This is a genomic window from Micromonospora sp. DT201, assembly GCF_049841575.1.
GTDB lineage: Bacteria > Actinomycetota > Actinomycetes > Mycobacteriales > Micromonosporaceae > Micromonospora.
Map to the genome: position 1 here is coordinate 217,168 of NZ_JBNCKP010000008.1, position 17,379 is coordinate 234,546.

At 67.5% G+C, this 17,379-nt stretch carries 18 protein-coding genes and 1 tRNA gene; 5 read left to right on the forward strand and 14 right to left on the reverse strand.

Annotation, left to right across the window (positions count from 1 at the left end; translation table 11 throughout):
• Positions 1 to 738: 738 nt before the first annotated feature.
• On the reverse strand, positions 739 to 1,746 hold the full coding sequence (locus ACLQ28_RS16610) for a zinc-binding alcohol dehydrogenase family protein (RefSeq protein WP_425687159.1): 1,008 nt from the start codon (positions 1,744 to 1,746) through the stop codon (positions 739 to 741).
• Between the two features lie 60 nt (positions 1,747 to 1,806).
• Positions 1,807 to 2,196 (reverse strand): hypothetical protein, encoded by a 390-nt coding sequence (locus tag ACLQ28_RS16615; protein ID WP_425687160.1) that lies wholly within the window; start codon positions 2,194 to 2,196, stop codon positions 1,807 to 1,809.
• A gap of 153 nt (positions 2,197 to 2,349) precedes the next feature.
• On the opposite strand from ACLQ28_RS16615, the gene ACLQ28_RS16620 reads away from it, so the two are divergent.
• On the forward strand, positions 2,350 to 3,090 hold the full coding sequence (locus tag ACLQ28_RS16620; RefSeq protein WP_425687161.1) for a hypothetical protein: 741 nt from the start codon (positions 2,350 to 2,352) through the stop codon (positions 3,088 to 3,090).
• A gap of 183 nt (positions 3,091 to 3,273) precedes the next feature.
• Here ACLQ28_RS16620 and ACLQ28_RS16625 read toward each other — a convergent pair whose 3' ends face one another.
• On the reverse strand, positions 3,274 to 5,970 hold the full coding sequence (locus ACLQ28_RS16625; protein ID WP_425687162.1) for an RICIN domain-containing protein: 2,697 nt from the start codon (positions 5,968 to 5,970) through the stop codon (positions 3,274 to 3,276).
• A 324-nt stretch (positions 5,971 to 6,294) separates the two neighbouring features.
• Here ACLQ28_RS16625 and ACLQ28_RS16630 point away from each other — a divergent pair, with 324 nt between their 5' ends.
• From ACLQ28_RS16630 to ACLQ28_RS16640, 3 genes are all read left to right on the forward strand, one after another.
• Positions 6,295 to 7,077 carry a hypothetical protein gene (locus tag ACLQ28_RS16630; protein WP_425687163.1) on the forward strand — a complete coding sequence of 261 codons (783 nt, stop codon included), beginning with the start codon at positions 6,295 to 6,297 and terminating at the stop codon, positions 7,075 to 7,077.
• A gap of 318 nt (positions 7,078 to 7,395) precedes the next feature.
• On the forward strand, positions 7,396 to 7,845 hold the full coding sequence (locus ACLQ28_RS16635; RefSeq protein ID WP_425687164.1) for a DUF1996 domain-containing protein: 450 nt from the start codon (positions 7,396 to 7,398) through the stop codon (positions 7,843 to 7,845).
• Positions 7,846 to 7,877: 32 nt separating this feature from the next.
• The gene (locus ACLQ28_RS16640) at positions 7,878 to 8,300 is read left to right on the forward strand and encodes a nuclear transport factor 2 family protein (protein ID WP_425687165.1); all 423 of its coding nucleotides are present in this window, start codon (positions 7,878 to 7,880) and stop codon (positions 8,298 to 8,300) included.
• Between the two features lie 306 nt (positions 8,301 to 8,606).
• On the opposite strand, the gene ACLQ28_RS16645 is transcribed toward ACLQ28_RS16640, so the two are convergent.
• From ACLQ28_RS16645 to amcA (ACLQ28_RS16690), 10 genes are all read right to left on the reverse strand, one after another.
• Positions 8,607 to 8,682 (reverse strand) — tRNA-Lys (locus tag ACLQ28_RS16645).
• A 92-nt stretch (positions 8,683 to 8,774) separates the two neighbouring features.
• Entirely contained in the window at positions 8,775 to 9,071 is a 297-nt protein-coding gene (locus ACLQ28_RS16650; protein WP_110565464.1) for a DUF6582 domain-containing protein, read from the reverse strand.
• Between the two features lie 478 nt (positions 9,072 to 9,549).
• Positions 9,550 to 11,259 (reverse strand): insulinase family protein, encoded by a 1,710-nt coding sequence (locus ACLQ28_RS16655; protein WP_425687166.1) that lies wholly within the window; start codon positions 11,257 to 11,259, stop codon positions 9,550 to 9,552.
• Positions 11,244 to 12,185, reverse strand: coding sequence for a hypothetical protein (locus ACLQ28_RS16660; RefSeq protein ID WP_425687167.1), 942 nt, complete (start codon positions 12,183 to 12,185; stop codon positions 11,244 to 11,246). The genes ACLQ28_RS16655 and ACLQ28_RS16660 overlap by 16 nt, the downstream gene beginning before the upstream one ends.
• Before the next feature lie 63 nt (positions 12,186 to 12,248).
• Positions 12,249 to 12,812, reverse strand: a complete 564-nt coding sequence (locus ACLQ28_RS16665) for a kinase (protein WP_425687168.1) — start codon at positions 12,810 to 12,812, stop codon at positions 12,249 to 12,251.
• A gap of 15 nt (positions 12,813 to 12,827) precedes the next feature.
• A complete protein-coding gene (locus tag ACLQ28_RS16670; protein WP_425687169.1) occupies positions 12,828 to 13,490 on the reverse strand; it encodes a pentapeptide repeat-containing protein in 663 nt (220 codons plus the stop codon).
• 59 nt (positions 13,491 to 13,549) lie between these two features.
• Positions 13,550 to 13,729 carry a multiple cyclophane-containing RiPP AmcA gene (gene amcA / locus ACLQ28_RS16675; protein ID WP_425687170.1) on the reverse strand — a complete coding sequence of 60 codons (180 nt, stop codon included), beginning with the start codon at positions 13,727 to 13,729 and terminating at the stop codon, positions 13,550 to 13,552.
• Entirely contained in the window at positions 13,726 to 14,862 is a 1,137-nt protein-coding gene (gene amcB / locus ACLQ28_RS16680) for a cyclophane-forming radical SAM peptide maturase AmcB (protein WP_425687171.1), read from the reverse strand. Before amcB ends, amcA (ACLQ28_RS16675) begins: the two co-directional genes overlap by 4 nt.
• Positions 14,859 to 15,206, reverse strand: a complete 348-nt coding sequence (locus ACLQ28_RS16685; protein ID WP_425687172.1) for a hypothetical protein — start codon at positions 15,204 to 15,206, stop codon at positions 14,859 to 14,861. The genes amcB and ACLQ28_RS16685 overlap by 4 nt, the downstream gene beginning before the upstream one ends.
• On the reverse strand, positions 15,203 to 15,367 hold the full coding sequence (gene amcA, locus ACLQ28_RS16690) for a multiple cyclophane-containing RiPP AmcA (RefSeq protein ID WP_425687173.1): 165 nt from the start codon (positions 15,365 to 15,367) through the stop codon (positions 15,203 to 15,205). The genes ACLQ28_RS16685 and amcA (ACLQ28_RS16690) overlap by 4 nt, the downstream gene beginning before the upstream one ends.
• A gap of 772 nt (positions 15,368 to 16,139) precedes the next feature.
• Between amcA (ACLQ28_RS16690) and ACLQ28_RS16695 the strand changes: the two genes are divergently transcribed.
• The gene (locus tag ACLQ28_RS16695; protein ID WP_425687174.1) at positions 16,140 to 16,475 is read left to right on the forward strand and encodes a hypothetical protein; all 336 of its coding nucleotides are present in this window, start codon (positions 16,140 to 16,142) and stop codon (positions 16,473 to 16,475) included.
• A 6-nt stretch (positions 16,476 to 16,481) separates the two neighbouring features.
• Here ACLQ28_RS16695 and ACLQ28_RS16700 read toward each other — a convergent pair whose 3' ends face one another.
• Complete coding sequence (locus ACLQ28_RS16700) at positions 16,482 to 17,162, reverse strand: YdcF family protein (RefSeq protein WP_425687175.1); 681 nt, start codon at positions 17,160 to 17,162, stop codon at positions 16,482 to 16,484.
• Positions 17,163 to 17,379 lie beyond the last annotated feature (217 nt).

Here is a 17,379-nt window from a genome sequence, read left to right on the forward strand (position 1 = left end):
CCGGATGCCCTACCGCTGCGATGGGAAGATCAAGCGATAGATATCACGAAACTCGAACTATGATTCGTAACATTTAGATGCTCTACGTCCATCCGCCGAAGATCAGACGGGGACCTACGTGGACACCGTTGCGCGAGGGCTGTGGCCGGCGGGTCAACCCGTGCTGGACAACGGGACTCCTGGTTGATCAGGGTGTGTCGAGCGAGGGGATCGCATCGATCTTGCAGTTGTGGCTGTCGACATGGGTGGGATGCCCCTTGTGCCAGGACAGAATGTGCAAGATCGCGGAGAAGGTGACCCGTGTGCGCGTGTGCGCGTGTGCGCGTGTGCGTCGCTGGCGGGGTGGCAGGGGTGCTTGGGTTTCCCTTTGCTCTGCTTCAACGGAGGCAACACTTACGCGGCAGAAGTGTTGCCTCCGTTGAAGCAGAGCAAAGGCTGCGAGGCGGGGGTGGTGCTTCCCCCTCGTCGGGCATCAAAGGCTGCACCGCGCGCCACGATCGACGCCTGGCCGGGCGCTGAGACGAGGTCTTCACGGGTTGCCACGCCGACCCGCGCCCCAACGCATCGGTGTTGGGACCTACGTGGACACCCGGGAGGCGACCCAACGAAGCGGGCCTCGTCGCCGAGGCCCGCGACTACTCGGACGTCTTGGATGGCCACCACCCACCCCCGGCCGGCCTGTTCGACTGAAAGGCCTGCGCGGGTGCGGCAAGCCTTCCGGTGGTCGGCGACGGAGGGTCAGAAGCCCGCGAGGACGATCTTTCCAATGGTGGACGAGGTCTCGATCAGCGCGTGAGCCTGGCGCAGGTTCTCCGCGTTGATCGGGCCGAGTTGGTTGGTGAGGGTGGTGCGAACGGTGCCATCGTCGACCAGTCGGGCGGTCTGTTCGAGGATCTCGTGCTGGGTCGGGTCCGTCGGCAGGAACAGCGGCCTGGTGAACATGAACTCCCAGTGCCAGGTGATGCTCTTCGACTTCAGCGGCAACAGGTCGAGGCCCTCCGGGTCGTCGATGGCCGTGATCTGGCCGTTCGGTCGCAGGACGCGCGCGAACTGATCGACCTGGCCGTCCGAGAAGGCGGTGAACAGGTAGTCGACGCCGGCCGGTGCCACCTCCAGGACCGCGTCGGCGAGCCCACCGTGGTGGTCGACGACGTGCTGGGCACCGAGGTCGGTGACCCACTGGCGTGTCTCCGGACGTGACGCGGTGCCGATGACGGTCAGGCCAGTCAACGCGCGGGCCAGCTGCACGATCATGGAGCCCACCCCACCGGCGGCACCGACAACCAGGAGGGTGCCCGTGCTGTCCTTGGTGAGAGCGAACCGGTCGAAGAGCGTCTCCCAGGCGGTGATCGTGGTGAGCGGCAGTGCCGCCGCCTCCGCATGGGTCAGGCTTGTCGGCTTGTGCCCGACGATGTGCTCGTCGACCAGGTGGAACTGGGAATTGGTGCCCGGGCGGGCGATCGACCCGGCGTAGTACACCTCATCGCCGACGCGAAAACGGGTGACGCTCGATCCGACGGCGCTCACGGTGCCGGCCGCGTCGTACCCGAGAACCTTCAGCTCACCTCCGGGGTCGATGCCGGCCCGCACCTTGACGTCGACCGGGTTGACGGACACGGCCTCGACGCGTACGAGCAGATCGTGCGGACCCGGCACCGGGACGCCGACCTCGGCATCGACGAGGCTCTCGGGGTTGTCAATGGGCAGGCTGCTGCGGTAACCCACCACCTGCATGCTGTCGGTCATGCTCTGCACGCTATCCCTGAGACGGCCGCCGATCGGAGCAACCACGCACATACCGGGGCTTCAGGCTGGCGCGGCGGTGGAGGGCGCCGCGCGCAAGTGGAGCACGATCACGACGGCCAGGGTGACGATCGCGATCGGGTCGAACACCAGTGAGATGAGGTTCATGTCGGCGCGCATCCGGCTGTCGACGACGGTCAGGGCGAGAAACACTGTCTTGGTGATGATGGCGGTCGCCGCTGCCGGCACCCTTGCCGGCAGGTAGAACGCTCCCCAGATGATGGCCGCGCCAAGAGCCGCCTGCAGCAGACCCCTGTGCTGGAGCAGCGCGGTGGTCATGCGGTCGGGATCAGCCAACCCATAGCTGCTCTCCAGAAGGCCCGGCCAGAACAGGGCCAGGGCCGGCGTTGCGGTGATCACGCCGACGATGGTGAGGATGACGCGCATCTTCATGCGGCTCTCCAAAGTGGGGTCAGCTCACTTTTCGTCAGCTTAGCTCTCCAGCTGCCAGAACCGGGCCTGGTCGGCCCGGCCCCGGGTGGTCGGTCAGCTACGCAGACTCCACTGCTGGTTCGCGCCATGTGGCTCGCTGTAAGGATGGTGGCCATGGCGAGCTTCCACGCGCGGTACGTGTCCGGTGATCCCGACGACGTATGGCGCGACCTGCGCGGTCTTGGCCTACGGGTCTTCGACGCCCCGTACCGCGAGGACGCCGAGGCGGTGGCGCGCGAATTCGCCGACCGTGCCCGCAGGAACGTCGAGACGCTCGTTGAGCGGCTGCAGGCGCGGGGCTTCCGTGCGGAGGAGAACGACGACGAGGGGACGCCATGTCGCGCCCACGTTCCCCCGTCGCCGGGCGCGCCCGCGCTGGCCGACTGGCTGGAGGTGACGTTCGCGCCGTTCCCGATGACGATCAGCGCGTGGATCCGGCAGGTGGGCGATGTGTGGCTCGTCGGGGAATTGCCAGGTTGGCCGGCCAGCGTGCTCGCGGACCCGCTGGTGGTGCAGCTCGAGTGGGCCGAGCGGGGCGGCTCGCGCTCCTACTACGAGGCCGAGCACGCCGCGTACCTCAGGGACACCGCGCGCCGGGACGCCAGCATCCCGTTCCAGCTCGACTACGCGCCCGACGAGCTCCACAAGGCGAACATCAGCGGCGATGCGCCCTACGGCATTGACCTGCCCGGCTCCGGAATCGACGGGAAGGTGGGGCCCACGATCTGGTTCGTCGACGATCTCAACACTGCGTTCGCAGCCGGCGGCTTTCCCGGTGCGCTGTGGGGCGAGGGCTACCAGGAGCCGCCCGCCGGATTGCGTGAGTCGCTCGCCGCGGGGCTGCTGCGGCTCTGAGGCCGCCAGACGGCTGGCCGGTCAGACCCAGTTGACTCATTCGGTAGTGCGTGAAAACAGCCCCACCTGCAGGGCATCACCGCAGGTGAACGCGACGCAGGCCTCACGAGTGCGGCACAGTGAGCCAACTCAGGTCCAACTGCCGGGGCCGGGCCTGGTCGGCCCGGCCCCGGGTGTGGTCGGTCAGCTGCGCAGACTCCACTGCTGGTTCGCGCCACCGTTGCACGACCAGAGGATGACCTTCGTGCCGTTGGCGGTGGCGGCGCCGTTGGCATCGACGCAGAGCCCGGACTGGACGTTCGTGACGGTGCCATTCGTGTTGACGTTCCACTGCTGGTTGAGGCCGCCGTGGCAGTCCCAGATGATGACCGCGGTGCCGTTGGCCGTGCCCGCCCCCGACGCGTCGAGGCACTTGTTGCCGTACACGGTCAGCTGCTTGCTGGCGGTCTGGGTCCACCGTTGGTTGGCGCCGGTGGAGCAGTCCCGGAGTTGGGTCTGAGTGCCGTTGGTGGTCGAGGAGTTGGGCACCTCGACGCAGCGGCCGGACTGGCCACCCACGAGTTGTCCGCTCCCCGTACCACTGCCACCACCCTGCTGCTGCCGGACGATCGAGGTCGACTCGGCCGACCGGCTGCCCTGTGCGTCGACGACGTAGAGCCGGTACTCGCCCTGAGCGGCCGGCACGGCGATGGACGTGGCGGTGCCGGCGGCCCTGGTCATCGTCGCCCCGGCGGTGAAGGTGGTCGTGCCGGACGGGGCCAACCAGACCGACTTGGTGGCGTCGCCGATGCTCCGGATCGGGATGGACGCGGTGGCACTGGTGACGAAGGTACTGGCCGGCAGCACATAGTTCGGTGCGGAGAAGCTGCTCGCCGGAATGATGTCCCGGTATGCGTCCTCAAGGCCGGAGTTCGCCGCGATGCTGTAGGCCGCCGCCGGCCAGACGTAGTCGGAGGAGACGAGGATGTCGGCGACCGTGCTGTTTGGCAGGAGCTTGTTCGAGACCTTGTTGATCGGGCCGTAGATCTGGGTGATGCTCAGATCGTGCTTCCGCCCGAAGTCGTCGGAATTGATCATCCAGGTGACGTTCTTGTCGATGCTCAGGACGTTGTCCCGGAACGTGATGAACGCCGACCCCTCGTCCGGGTGCAGTCCGTACTTGTGACCGGAGGGGACGCCCTGGAGATAGTTGTTGGTGATCGTGGTCCCCGGCTGACTGCCCAGTGTGTAGATGGGCGCGGTGTCGCTGAGGCGTTGCACCGTGTCGATGATGTGGTTGTAACTGATCGTGTTGTTTCTCGCGGTCGTGGTGGGGCGGTTGGGCACGATCGAGCCCGACGATCCGTCGAAGTTCCACCAGCCCCATCCGAGCGTGATGCCTGACCACGGCGTCTTCTCGATCCGGTTGTGCTGGATGGTGAGGGTGTCGGCGAAGTATGCCGAGATGGGGCTGTGCCCGTTGAACAGGACCGCGCTGTCGTAGAGGTAGTTGTTCTTGATGTCGATGTTCTTCGGCAGTCCTTCGACCTGTGCGGAGTACTTCTCCCGGTTGGTCGACGTGCCGTCCCCGATGTAGACGTGCTGGGGATGACCCACGTTGATGGCGGACCCGGCGATGTCGTTGGTGGCATTCCCGATCAACTGGGTACCCTGCACGTCGTTGACCATACTGATGCCGTCAGCGCCGGTGTGCTCGATCCGGTTGCGTTGCAGCAGTAGGCCGTCGGCGTTCTGGATCTGGATGATGCCGGGAGTGACGTCCACGTTGCGGTAGTAGTAGACGTGGAAGTTGCCCTTCGCGTACGCCTGGGCACCGAGGTTGCCCTGCTGCGCCTGCTTGTAGGACGAACCGGCGACGTTGAACAGGTTCCAGTCCGAGTGCCGCACCGTCAGGCCGGAGAACGTGATGTTGCGGGCGCGACTGCTCGTCGAGGTACCGGCGACCCGCAGCACGGTGGTCACGTTGTTCGGCGCGTAGACCGTCGCGGTCTGCATGTTCTCGGCGCTGGCCTTGTAGTAGTAGACCGTCTTGGCACCCTTGTCGTAGTAGAACTCGCCAGGCGCGTCCAGGAACTCGTACGCGTTCATGAGCTTGTGGGTGCCGCCGACCTGGGCGTTGCCATTGAAGGCCCCCTGGGCGATGGCCGCACCCGGTTGCTGGAACAGGGCGACCCGGTTCGCCCCGTCGGTGGTCACCTGGCGGACGCCCACGATGGCCGTAGTCCAGGTCGTGCCCGTCTCGATCTCGATGTCGTCCTGGTTGCGCGGAACGGCGGGGAAGTCGTTCAGGCTGTATTTGGCGCCATCACACTGCGAGCCCGATTCCCAGGCCCACGCGGCCTGGCCGGCCGTGATGTTGTACGTGCCGTAGCAGCCCGCCGAGCTGATCGTCTTCGAAGCCATGTACGCCCGCTTGTCATTGACATAGAGCGCTCGCAGCTTGTTGGCGCGGTCGAGCGGCGCCTTCCAGATGTTGCCGCTGTGCTGGGTCCACCCGGTCACCTGGACACCACCGTCGAGGACCGGCTTCTCATTGGGGTAGGCGCCGTAGATGACCCGGAACCCGTTGGTGCCGGAGTCACCCGCACCGAACTCGACAGTGCTGCTGACCGGATAACTCCCGCCGCGAAGGTAGACGTTGATGTCGCCGGTCATACTCGCGTTCACCGTGCGAACGACGTCTCTGGCCCGTTCCACAGTTCGAAATGGCGATTGGATCGTTCCCGGGTTGGCGTCGTTACCGTCCGGTGCGACGTAGTAGGTCGCCTGGACGGCGGCCGAGGCCGGCAGTTGATTTGTCAGCAGGGCCGGGAGCACGGCGGAGACGAGCGCCGCGACTGCCAACAAAGACGTTCTGGTGGTGGATCTGACTGACTTCACGAGCCGTTCCTCTCACTTGTCGTCGATGCAATGCTCAATGCGCTTATCGAGCGACGAGTACGGAACAGCGACGCCACTAAGGGCCGGCGGGGGACTTCGGCCGCCCGACCGCACTCTCTTGCCAATCGCTACGAAAGTCTGCCCGAAGCGTAGGTTACACGTGTGATGAATGCAACGGTTGATTGGAGACCGTCTATGCCGAAATCCCCTCGAAACCGGCAGGCCACCCCGTCCGCCGCCTCGGCCCGGTTAGCATCGTCCGATGAATGGGCATGAGTACGAGCACTCATGCTGCCGCTACCGTCGGCCGGCATGCTCGACGCCGTGACTCATCCTCACCGAATCCGTCGACGCCTCAACTCCACTGCTCTGGCCTGCGCCGCGGTGGCGCTCTGTCTGGTGTCGGCCGGATGTGCGGAGTACCGCGACGGCAACTCGATGGCGCGGAACGACGCTGCGACCGAAGCGAAGTCCCTCAACGAGAGCCTCGGTCATCGCAGTCGGGCGCGGGACGCCGAGTACATCGCCGCGACCGAGATCCTCGAAGCGGCGGTGGGCCGCACGTCGAGCGTTCGACGTGAGCCGCTGGCCTGGTCAGGCCGCACCGCCGGCGGCGAGCAGGCCACCATCGACGTGCGTTTCGTGGCGACGGTGCAAGAGAGCAGCGGGACCGGCTTCGGCAACCTCGGCAACTCTGCCGGCCAGGCCACGCGGTGCTACCGCTACCTGCTGGAACTCTATCGCTACACGTCATTTGAGGAGATCGACTGCCCGTCCGTGGCGACCCCTCCGGTGCCGACCGCCGCGCCGATTCCAACGCTGCCCGACGATGCCCGCGACCGTCTCACCGCCGCGCTGCGCACCGCCACGCCCGACACCCTCGCGGGCAGGGTGCGGGCCGCCTTTCCCGAGAAGCACGTCACCGTCGACACGGTCACCCACGAGAACGCCCTCGTCGCCGCGGCGGGCGTTCCCGCCGAGCGGGCCTGCCTCCTGCTGGTCCGAACTCCCGACGGTGCCATCGAATCACCGGGGTACGACCGGATCTGGCTGGAGCCGGGCGAGATGGGGTGCAAGACCGGACTGTACGTCTCGCCACCGCGTTAGACGCAACGCGTTCGACGCCGACACCGCCCGTACTTTAAGGATGTTTAAAGACCTTCCGAGTACGGTCGGAAAGCGCCTACCATTCGGCAGCCATGGCCAAACGGGTCAGCCTGTCGTCTGCTCGTTGGGAGTGACCCGTGTCGTACGCCTCATTCCGCGAAGCGGACGCGAGCCCGCCGCCACGCCGAAGAGCCCCGTGACCGGCTGGGTCCCCGTCGACGGCACGGCCTGGCAGGCGCAGGTCAACGCGTACAAGGCTCTGAAGATCGACCCTGTCCGGACCACTCCGCCTACTGGGTGCCGACGCTCTACGACAACGTGACAGGCAAACCGGTCGAGACCACGGGCTTCCGGGTCTACTACCGCTCGCTCGCCAAGAACTCGACCGGCCAGTTCTACTGCGCCTTCTACGGCCCCGGTGACCTCGACGGCATCGCCCGCAGCACCAACGGCAACTGGCCCATCTGCGGTGGGAACGCGACACTGCACTTCATGATGCAGTTCCCCGACTGCTGGGACGGCAAGCACCTGGACAGCCCCAACCACAAGGACCATGTGGCGTACGGCAACGGCAACGCCTGCCCGACCAGCCACCCGGTCCGGATCCCGGCGATCACCTTCGACATCCAGTACCCAAGAACTGCGTCCTGGGCCGCCGGACCTGCGACAACAACGGTCACCAGAAGTAGCGGGCCGGGGTCTTCCGCCCGCTCACCGCACCGACCGAGAAGCCGGACCGTCAGGGGTCGGTGGTACGAACTGCGTTGACCCGAGACACGGGATCAGCGGAGGAGACACGCATGCGGACACTTACGGCGGCCAGGCGCTGGGCCAAGACCTGGCTCGACGCCTGGCCGGCCCAGGACGTCGACGCGATCGTCGCCCTGCAACGCGAGGACGGCGACCACTGGGCCTCCCTGTTCCGCCCGTACCGTGGCCGATCCGGCCTCCGGGCCTACCTGGAGGAGTGCTTCGCCGAGGAGTCCCGCCCCGCCCAGGTGTGGTTCGCCGAGCCGCAGGTCGACGGTGCTTCCGCAGCCGTGGAGTACTGGGCGGTGATCCACGTCAAGGACCAACCCCTGACCATCTGCGGCTGCACGGTGCTGCGGTTCGACGACGCAGGCCTCGTCGCCGAGGCCCGCGACTACTCGCACGTGCAGGAAGGCCACCACACGCCGCCCGCCGGCCTGTTCAACATGTCGGACTTGTCGTCCTCGCCGTAGCTGCGGGTGTTGGCGTTGCTCAGGTTGACGCGGCTCGCCACTGCTGGACCGCATCACCGGGGCTGTGATCACCGGTTTTGGGATCCGGCTCGCTACCAGCAGCCACTGACTTCGCCGAACCCTCCGGCTGCGGCGACGACTACGCCGCCAACGTGATCAAGGGACTGGCCGCCACGAACGGCGTCCCCGAACACCCCGCCACGTCGAACCGGCGTCCGCCCGATCCGATGGCTCCCGAACAACACCCAGCCGCCACACGAAGAAAGCCCCGACCTGGGGGAAATCCCAGGTCAAGGCCTTGATCGTTGGTGCGCCGCCAGGGACTCGAACCCCGAACCCGCGGATTAAGAGTCCGCTGCTCTGCCAGTTGAGCTAGCGGCGCTCGCTGACAACGACGAGCACGCTAACACGTCTCCGATTTGGCTCTCGGACCCGTCCAGGGACCGAACCGGGTCGGGCCCCGGTGTGATTCGCTCAGTGAGCGGGGTTCGGCGTGTGCGGCAATCGACCGAGTTGGTGCCAGTTCGTCTCCGCGACATCGACGCCGTAATGAGCCGCAGCGGCCAGGATGTTCTGGAAGGCCAGGTCGCGGTCCTTGTCGGTGACGCCCTGCACCTGATCGAAGCGGGCGATGGCATTGCGGACGTGGCCCGCATCGGTCATCGGCTCCTTGCGTTTGTCGGGGAACGCGAAGACGCTCTCCGGCAGCTCGCGCTTGTCCTTGTCCGACAGGCCGCCGTGCTTCTCGTGGGGCTTCCAGGTTGACTTCATCACCCACCATTACCCACTTGTTGTCCGGTCTCACCCGCCTGTCATTCGCCGGCACGCCCAGCACAACCACGCTGACCTGCACGGCGAGCTGACGAAGCCAGAGCTCCGGGGCCGGACCGACTGTCGACCCGGCCCGGGCGGTGGTCACCTGATGGAGAAGTCGGCCGGTGGGCGAGCCAGGCCGAACCTGGATCGTGCCGGCGTCCGCACCGGCCTTGGCGACCTTCGCGGTCTGGGCAGCGGGTGCGGGGCTGGCCGTACCGAAAACGGGTGTACGACAGCCCGTAGTCGGAGGCAAGAGTTCCGCATGCGGCTCTCCTCATGTCGTACGACAGGCGTCCACTGATTCGCGCAACCATGGGCATGCACCGATCGATGACGCCACCGCCCACAGAGCTGGACTCACGCAGGGCGCATGGCCGGCGGTGGTCCGCAACCCGGGGATCCGCGGGGCCTGGCTCCTAGAAGAGCCGAGAAATCATGCTTCGGTCCATTGCGTACGAAGTTTGCGAGCGAAATAGCCAGCGGCAATCCAGGCACCGATAGCGGGGAGCGGGCGCAGCGGCATAGCCCCGACGGCCATGGCGATCGACACGGCCAGGGCCACGCCACCCATCACCACGGTGAGGACGGCGAAGACGCCGAGGGTCACCTTCTGCTTGACGTCCAACTGTCGTGCCCGCACGAGAGGTGCCTGGTTCCCCGTCGTCCCCGGCCGTCGCGGCTGAGGAATCTGACCCGGTTCCCGAGCGGGCATGGCGACTCGCCGCTCAGCGGGGACCCGAGCATCGATGGCTGCGGAATCCACGCCGAGATAGATCGTCGGCTCGATGCGTACCGACACGGCGTCGTTGCCGACCATCAGGCGCCCGCCATCGGGATAGGCGAGCAGCGCTGCGCAGTTGTCGAACCGTACCGTCGTCGCTCGCCGGTCCGGATGCACCCGGCTGACGTGCTCTAATCCCACCGTGAGTCGTTCTTCGGGATCGGCGCCAGAGGCGTGGTGCTTGTCGCCGGCGGCGGGTGCCGGCGCGGCGGCGGACCCGGTCGGTGCAGCCGTGAAACCGGCCCACTCGGCCGTGGTGCCGAGGGGCGTCATGAGCAACGCCGACGCCAGTGCCTCGGCAGCCGCCTCCCTGACCGCCGCGGCGTCGACCGCTTTCAGCTCGCGGACGAGTTGGTCGCGGTCCAGGACCGGCTGGTCGGTCAGAAGTTGGAACGCGACGCTGGGAAGGCGGGCAGCGTCGGCGTCGTCACCCTCGAGAGCGGCCGTCGCCCGATTCACCACCGACGCGATGTCGTCGTCGTCGATCCGGCCCACCCGCAGCGCGGCCAAGACGTCCAGGAAGCCGCCGAGCACGGCGTCCTGCTTGCCGGGCAGCGCGTCCGCGAGGGCGCTGAGCACGGCGAATCCGTCGCCACGTGAGTCGTAGTTGGTGGCAGCCGTATACGACAGGCCGGCTTCCTGACGCAGCGCGCGGAAGAGCCGGCGCTCCAGCACCCCGGCGAGCACCCTGCCGGCCGCGCCATCGCGGACCACCGCGTCGAGCGCCGTCGCGTGTGAGCTACCCGCGAAGAACGCCGGCGTGCTGGGCAGCGCCGACGACGGCGAGGGTACGGGATGGCGGGCACCATCCGGCAGGTCGAGTTTCAACCCGGCGGGAGGCTCCGCACCGGCGAACCACAGGACGGCGTTACCCCTGGTGAAGTGCCGCGCAGCCCACTCCCGCAGATCGCCCGCGGTGACGTTGTGCAGGCCCCATTGGGGAAAGCTGACCAGGCCGTGGTCACGGGCTCCGTAGCGCCACAGCGGCATCACATCGAGAGGACCTGCGACACGACCGCTCTCCTCGGTCGACACGATGGACTTCTCGATCGCGATCCGCGCGTCGTCGAGGTTCTGCAGGGACCGGCAGACGCTGGCAATGAAGTCGGTGACGGAATCGACCGGGCCCTGGAGGTGGAAGTGGGTGACGACGTTCCCCGTCGAGCCGTTGTAGTGGTAATCCGCCTGGCCGAGCGGGTGCAGTGCCAGATGTTCGAGCAGGTGGGTGATGCCTCGTCTGGCGAGCGTCTCGTCAGCTTGGCCGACCCGGAACAGCAGGCCGGCCCGGGCGGCGCCGCTCGTGTGGGCGACGACGGTGGGGACGCCGTCCACCTCGGTCCGCTCGATCACCACAACCGCCACTTCCGCATTGCCCGGGCGCGGTGCTCCTGGAAGACGTCGACCGGGTCGCCGAAATATCTCCAGGGCAGCTCGCTGACCAGGTTCCCGGTCGCCTCGAACAGCGGCCGTGCGGTCTTGCGATCACCGATCAGACCGAACAGCAGGGCGAACGAGTGGTAGACGCCAACCCATCCTGCGGTGCGCTGGAAGGCCGGGTGGAGGACGGTGCGCCCCATCGCCTCCTGGAGTTCGGCTACCACCTCTCGCCGTCTGAGGTACGCCTGCCCACCTCCGGACGGCGACAACGCGTGCTCGAGGTGCGCTTCGGCGATCAGGACGGCGTTGTGGGCACCATCGGGCGCCGCTGCGGCGCACTGCCGGGCAAATTCGTGCATGGCCTCGACCGACCCACCCCATTTCGGGCAGAGTTGCTGAAGCAGCTGGCTCTGCGCCGACAGGTGGTGCGGGTCCCGCGCGGCGACCTGCTCGTACCGCCTCCGGGTCTCTGCCTCCCCCATCTCAAGACCTCGGGCGATCATGAGCCGCACCGTCCACACTGCCGGGTCGCTGCCGTCGTGCGCCACGGAGTCCGCCGTTACCCGTTCCGCCTCGGCGAGCATCTCGTGGAACCGCTTGAACTGCTCAGGACTAACGTCCCGTGCCATCTTGCGGGTTCGTACCGCCCACGCCTTTTCGGTGAGCCGGTCAGCGAGCATCGCCGCTGCGGCGGTGTCCGCCGGGTTGGCCTTGAGGACGGACTCCAGGAAACCGGTCGGGGCCTTCTGTGACACGGTGAAGATCGCCCGGGTTCGGGCGTCACCCACACGGGCGGCGAGCTGGGCCTGTACGGCGGGCCAGTCACCTGCGCGCACCGCCTCACGCAGCGGCACCAGCTCCGGGTTGGCAACGGCCGGGTCCGTCGTGAGGGCAGTCGGCGAGGCAATCATGGCCGGCATCCTACGAGATCAACATCCCCGTCGTGGTACCCAAATTCACGGCAGCGAGGCGGGCTACGGGACGCTCGGGACCACGTCGTCGTCACGTCCGGTTTGCGGTAGTCCAGCGGCTGCGGCGATGGCCTCGACGGCTTGCTCCAGCGCGACGGTCTCCGGGAGGACAAGTTCGTCGGGCCAGCCGAGGACGTCGTGGGCTGCGTACCAGCCGCTCATGTGCTCGGCGGTGAACTCGCTGACCTGGGGGCGCGTGAGGTGCCGGCGCAGGGTTTCGGGCAGGGACACGTCGAGGTAGCAGAACAGCGACCGCCCCCGATGACCATCTCGCAGGCCCGTCAGCATGCTCCGGTAGCGGCTGTTGTGCATGATGCCCTCCAGCACGACGTGGTAGCCGTGGTCGAGCGCGAACCGTACGGTCTGCCCGATCAACGCCGGTGCCGCACCGCCGGGCTGGTCCCGCTCGCGCAGCACGATGCGACGCAGGTAGTCCTGCTCGACCAACGCACAACCCCGCCCATGCCGGCGCCGCAGCTCGCGGGCGATACTGCTCTTGCCGGAGCCGGAGTTGCCACGGATGCAGACGAGGATCGTGTCCGGGCTGCCAGTGGGTTCAGCGAGCACGATGCCTCCTCGGCTTCAGTTGTTGCGAACGGTGAGGCCGAGGGCGGCGACGGTCAGCTGAGTGAGGTCAGGAAGTTGATCCTCGCCGAGGGTGACGCCGCGCAGGTTGTCCAGCGGCGTCTTGAGGCCCTGGAGCCGGCTGCCGCGCAGGTCGGTGCCGTCGAGGTGGCAGGAGTCCAGTTCCAGTCCGGCGAGGTCACATGACCGCAGTGCGATGCGAGGTAGTCGGCAGGAGGACCACGCGCCGTTGGTGAGAGTGCAGTCGGTGAAGGCGACCGAGCCAGCGGCGGTGACGCGGTGGAAGGTGGCGTAGTCGAAGCGGCAGCCGTCGAACAGGACGTCCTTGAGGCGTACGTCGGTGAGTCTGGTGCCGGTGAACCGGGAGCCGGTGATGGCGCAGCGTTCGATGGTGATGCCGGTCAGGGTCGCGCCGGAGAAGTCCGTGCGGGTGATCTCGCAGCCGTAGAGGCTGCCGGCCTCCCAGGTGCTCTCGCTCAGGTTCACGCCGGTGATCAGACTGCTGCGGATGCGGGCGTCCTCAAGGTGCGAGCCGTGCCACGCGGCACCCTCGACGAGAGCTTCAATGAGGCCGTCGGCCAGGTCCGTCGTGGTGTCGAGGTCGTCCGGTTCGAGGTCCGGCAGCAGGACCTTCACGTCGCCGATCGTGGTGGTGCGCATGTGTCCTCAACCTGTGTGGGCGCGGGGTGGGCACGCCACCCCGCGATCCCGTGGCGGGGCTACTTTTTCTTGTTCCAGTTGTCCCAGCCGGGTCGACTGTCGAACTTACCCTTGTTAGCCCAGGCGGGGCGGTTGTCGAACTTCGCCGCGTCGATCGCTACCGACCGCTCAGGGTCGACGCCGAGGCGAGCGAGTTGCTCGGGTGCGGCGTTGACGAGGACCGCGAGAGCGTTGGTCATGGTGCTTCTCCTTGAGGGGCGAGGTGATCCGCGGCGGCGCGGACGAGGGCCTGTCGGGTGGTCCGGCAGTAGGCGGTTTCATGGGCGGTGAACGTCGCGTGCTCGAAGTAGCGGTTGCCGGCCTGGGCGCCGCGGCAGAAGTCGTAGAAGGCGCAGCGATCGGCGCAGTCGTTGAGGGCCGCAATGAACTCGGCGACGTAGCCCAGGTCGCCGGCGCCGGCGAGCATGGCGGTGATGGGCTGATGAAGGACGTTGCCGGCGATGAAGTCGCCGTATCGCGGCTCTGTGATGCCGAGCAGTTCCGGTGACAACAGCACCACCTGCCCATCCCAAGAGACGGTCGGGATCGGCTCGTACGGCGCGTGGTCGACGCGGCCAGCGCGGGTGGCGGCGAGATAGTCGGCCAACCGGTCCACGTCGCGGATCCGCAGCGGGCTGCCGCCGGCGCGACGTTCGATTAGGCGCTGCCAGAACCGGTACGCGGCGTCCTCCGACACCGGTGCCCGGTCGGCGCCCTCCTGCTCTTCGATGTTGAAGCCCACCGACTCGCAGCCGGGCAAGCCGGTGAAGAAGTCGATGAGGGCTTCCGCATGATCGATGGTTTCCGGGGTGACTACACAGATCACCGAGTACCTCAGCCCCGCGCCGGCCAGGGTCTGTATGCCACGCAGAGTGCGAGCGTCTGTTGACGTGCCGGCCCGGTCGAGGCGGTTCCGGTTCAGCGCGCCCGGTCCGTCGATGCTGACCCCGATCTCGAAGCCGTAAGTGGTGAAGAGCTCGCACCATCGTCGGTTGATCAACGTCGCGTTCGTTTGGATCTCGTGACGCACCATCCCCGCGCGGCGGAGCTCCTCGAATGGGTCTAGTAGATCCCGGAACAACCCGGTGGGTGTGGCGGTGGGTTCGCCCCCGTGCCACACGACGCTCACCGGATGCTCGCTGTTCTGCTGGGCGATCGACTCGGCGCAAGCCTGCGCGACCGCGCCGCTCATCAAGCGGAGGGATCTCCGGTCGGGCAGGTAGCAGTAGGTGCAGTCGAGGTTGCAGAAGCTCGTCGGCTGCACGACCAGGGTGTGGAAGCTGCCGACGACCGCCGGCTGGCCGGTGACGTTGATGAGGCCGATGCCGTTCACGAGGAGGCCTCTTCGATGCTGCCGGCCGTAGTGGTCCTGACGCGGTAGGCGTGGGTGTAGCGGGCGGGCCAGCCGAGGAACCGGTCGAATATGTCGGCGGCGCTGCCCGTGACGCTCGGGTTGAGCTGATGCAGGTCGTCGATCGCGTCGTGCAGGCAGCCGGCCAGGTAGAGGAACAGGCTCACCGGCTCTTCCCGGTACTCGGCGAGGAGCGCGAGCTTCGCCGCGCCGCAGGGCCATGGCTGCCCGCACCGGCGGCACAGCCACAGCGGGCGCATCGACAAATGTTCCACCTCGGCTGACGCGAGCCGGTTCACCGCGAGACGGCGCTGCTGCCCGGTCACCGGCGACCGCCCTCTCGGGCCTGCTGCTCGAACAGCCGACGCCCCACGAAGGTGAGCAGCGGAGGATCAGCGGGCCGCACCTGCCCCTGTAAGGACGTCCACCTGGGCTCAAGGCGCCGGGACTGCCTGGCCATCGCGTTACGCGAGACGTACACCGTCATGCCCCACCCCCACCAGGAACGATGAGCGGCGGGCTCGCCGGGGGAATGGCGAGCCCGCCGCCGCATCACGGCGGCTGGGCGCAGGCCGCCGATCACCCATCCACGCAGCCCTCATGGCGGTACGCAGGCGGGGAGAACACCGAGACAGTTCGTTCCAGGACGGGCCGAGCCAGCGGCCCAAGCCGTGGCGTGGTGCGCCGCCCATCGATCCCTCCATCTACAGCTCCCTGTTAGTCATCCCCGACACCAGCATCGACACACGCCGGTGATCCGGGGTGAACTGAACGTAGGGGCGGTCCGTACGGAAGACCGGGAAAATCCGTACCGGGTCCGGCGGCCTTCAGCGGGCAGGGTGATGGTGTGCGAGGGATGACGGAAGACATGACCATCGGCCAGCGCGTCGCCTTCTACCGGCGTCGACGAGGGCTCTCCCAGGAGGTGCTGGCCGGTCTGGTCGGCAAGACCCAGCCACGACCACGTCGTCATCGGTTCGCTCAGCCGCTCCGCCGCGCACTCGCTGGCGTCCATCGGCGAATATGCGCAGGCTCGTGGCCTCGCAGCCACGGCGGCGCAGTTCCTGGAACCACGGCTCGCCAACCCCACTCCGCAGCTGCTGTCGGTCTACGGCAGCCTGCACCTCGTCTGCGCGCTGGCCGCCGCCAGAGACGACGACCGCGCCTCCGCCGACACCCACATCGCCGAGGCCGATGCCGCCGCACAGCGGCTCGGTGCCGATGGCAACCACGTCTGGACCGCCTTCGGGCCGACCAACGTGTCGATCCACAAGACGACCGTGGCGATGGAACTCGGCGACGTGCAGCGCGCCATCGCCATCGCCATCGGCGCCACACTCGACACCAGCACGGTGCCCGTCGAGCGGCAGGTTCGGCACGCCATCGAAACCGCCCGGGCCCTTGCCCGGTGGAACCGCATCGACGACGCGCTCACGGCGCTCCTGGAGGCCGAGGTCATCGGCCCCGACCAGGTGCGCTACCACCAGCTCTCCCGCGACCTCGTCCGCGACATCCTCACCCGCCCCCGGCCACCCCGACTGGCCGTCGAACTCAGCGACCGGATGGGCGTCCGGTCGGGAGGACCGCGCTGGTAGCCGGGCTCAAATCAGCCGGCTCGTGTAGCCAGCCGCGACCAGGCGCTCGAACGCCGTCCGCACCTCGTCCGGAATCTCCTGCGGGATCGCGAACCCGCGCCCCGCGTACACCTCGATCCGCTGCGTGTCGCCCACCAGCATGTCCACCACCCGCCGCGGATCACCGATGCTGCTCACGTAGTCGTCCAGTTCGAGTGGGTTCGACGCGCAGACCACATCGATTTCCGGCCACATCAGCCTGCAGGTGGCGTAGGCCCGACGCTGTTGGTAGGGCCGCGACATGATCAGCACCGACTTCACCGGGATCCGGTGTTCGGTCAGGAGCTGACGCGAGTACTCCAGGTTCTGGGCGGTGTTCGTGGCACGCGGCTCCACGAGAATCGCTTCCGCGGATACACCCTGCTCGATGGCGTACTCGCGGTAGTGCACCGCTTCTCCACGGGGGAACCGCTCGACGGTCGTTGGGGCGTTCGCGCCGGTGAACACGATCCTTGGGAACAGGCCCTCGTGAAACAAGCGCGTCGCGATGACGGCCACGCCGAGATCGTGACTGCCCAACCCGATCCCCACGTCGCATGGGTGCAACTCGTGGCGCATGTCGTGGTAGCGCCACAGCGTCTCCACATCAGCCCGGATCGCGTCAGGGATCGCCTCGGCAGGTGCCGCTGCATGCCGGTTCATCAGCACCTACCAGGTCCGGTCCGCGCTGGTTCCCTCATGCCGCCAGCGTAGGGCTAGCAGGGCAGCAGGACGCCGCTGACTCCAGCACCACGCCGCTGACCTCCTCAGGACCAGAGGACTGGCGGCGGCCAAGGCATCGTGAAGGAGTGCGGTCAGGATCCGACCTCGACGAGGCAACGCCTGCCGCCTTCGCCCGGCACCTGCCACACCTGCTCGTCCGGCC

Excerpts from the sequence above, each read along its gene's own strand:
- ACLQ28_RS16610 (WP_425687159.1), bottom strand. The coding sequence starts at position 1,746 with ATGACCGACAGCATGCAGGTGGTGGGTTACCGCAGCAGCCTGCCCATT.
- ACLQ28_RS16615 (WP_425687160.1), bottom strand. The coding sequence starts at position 2,196 with ATGAAGATGCGCGTCATCCTCACCATCGTCGGCGTGATCACCGCAACG.
- ACLQ28_RS16620 (WP_425687161.1), top strand. The coding sequence starts at position 2,350 with ATGGCGAGCTTCCACGCGCGGTACGTGTCCGGTGATCCCGACGACGTA.
- ACLQ28_RS16640 (WP_425687165.1), top strand. The coding sequence starts at position 7,878 with ATGCGGACACTTACGGCGGCCAGGCGCTGGGCCAAGACCTGGCTCGAC.
- ACLQ28_RS16650 (WP_110565464.1), bottom strand. The coding sequence starts at position 9,071 with ATGAAGTCAACCTGGAAGCCCCACGAGAAGCACGGCGGCCTGTCGGAC.
- ACLQ28_RS16660 (WP_425687167.1), bottom strand. The coding sequence starts at position 12,185 with ATGATTGCCTCGCCGACTGCCCTCACGACGGACCCGGCCGTTGCCAAC.
- ACLQ28_RS16670 (WP_425687169.1), bottom strand. The coding sequence starts at position 13,490 with ATGCGCACCACCACGATCGGCGACGTGAAGGTCCTGCTGCCGGACCTC.
- amcA (WP_425687170.1), bottom strand. The coding sequence starts at position 13,729 with ATGACCAACGCTCTCGCGGTCCTCGTCAACGCCGCACCCGAGCAACTC.
- amcA (WP_425687173.1), bottom strand. The coding sequence starts at position 15,367 with ATGACGGTGTACGTCTCGCGTAACGCGATGGCCAGGCAGTCCCGGCGC.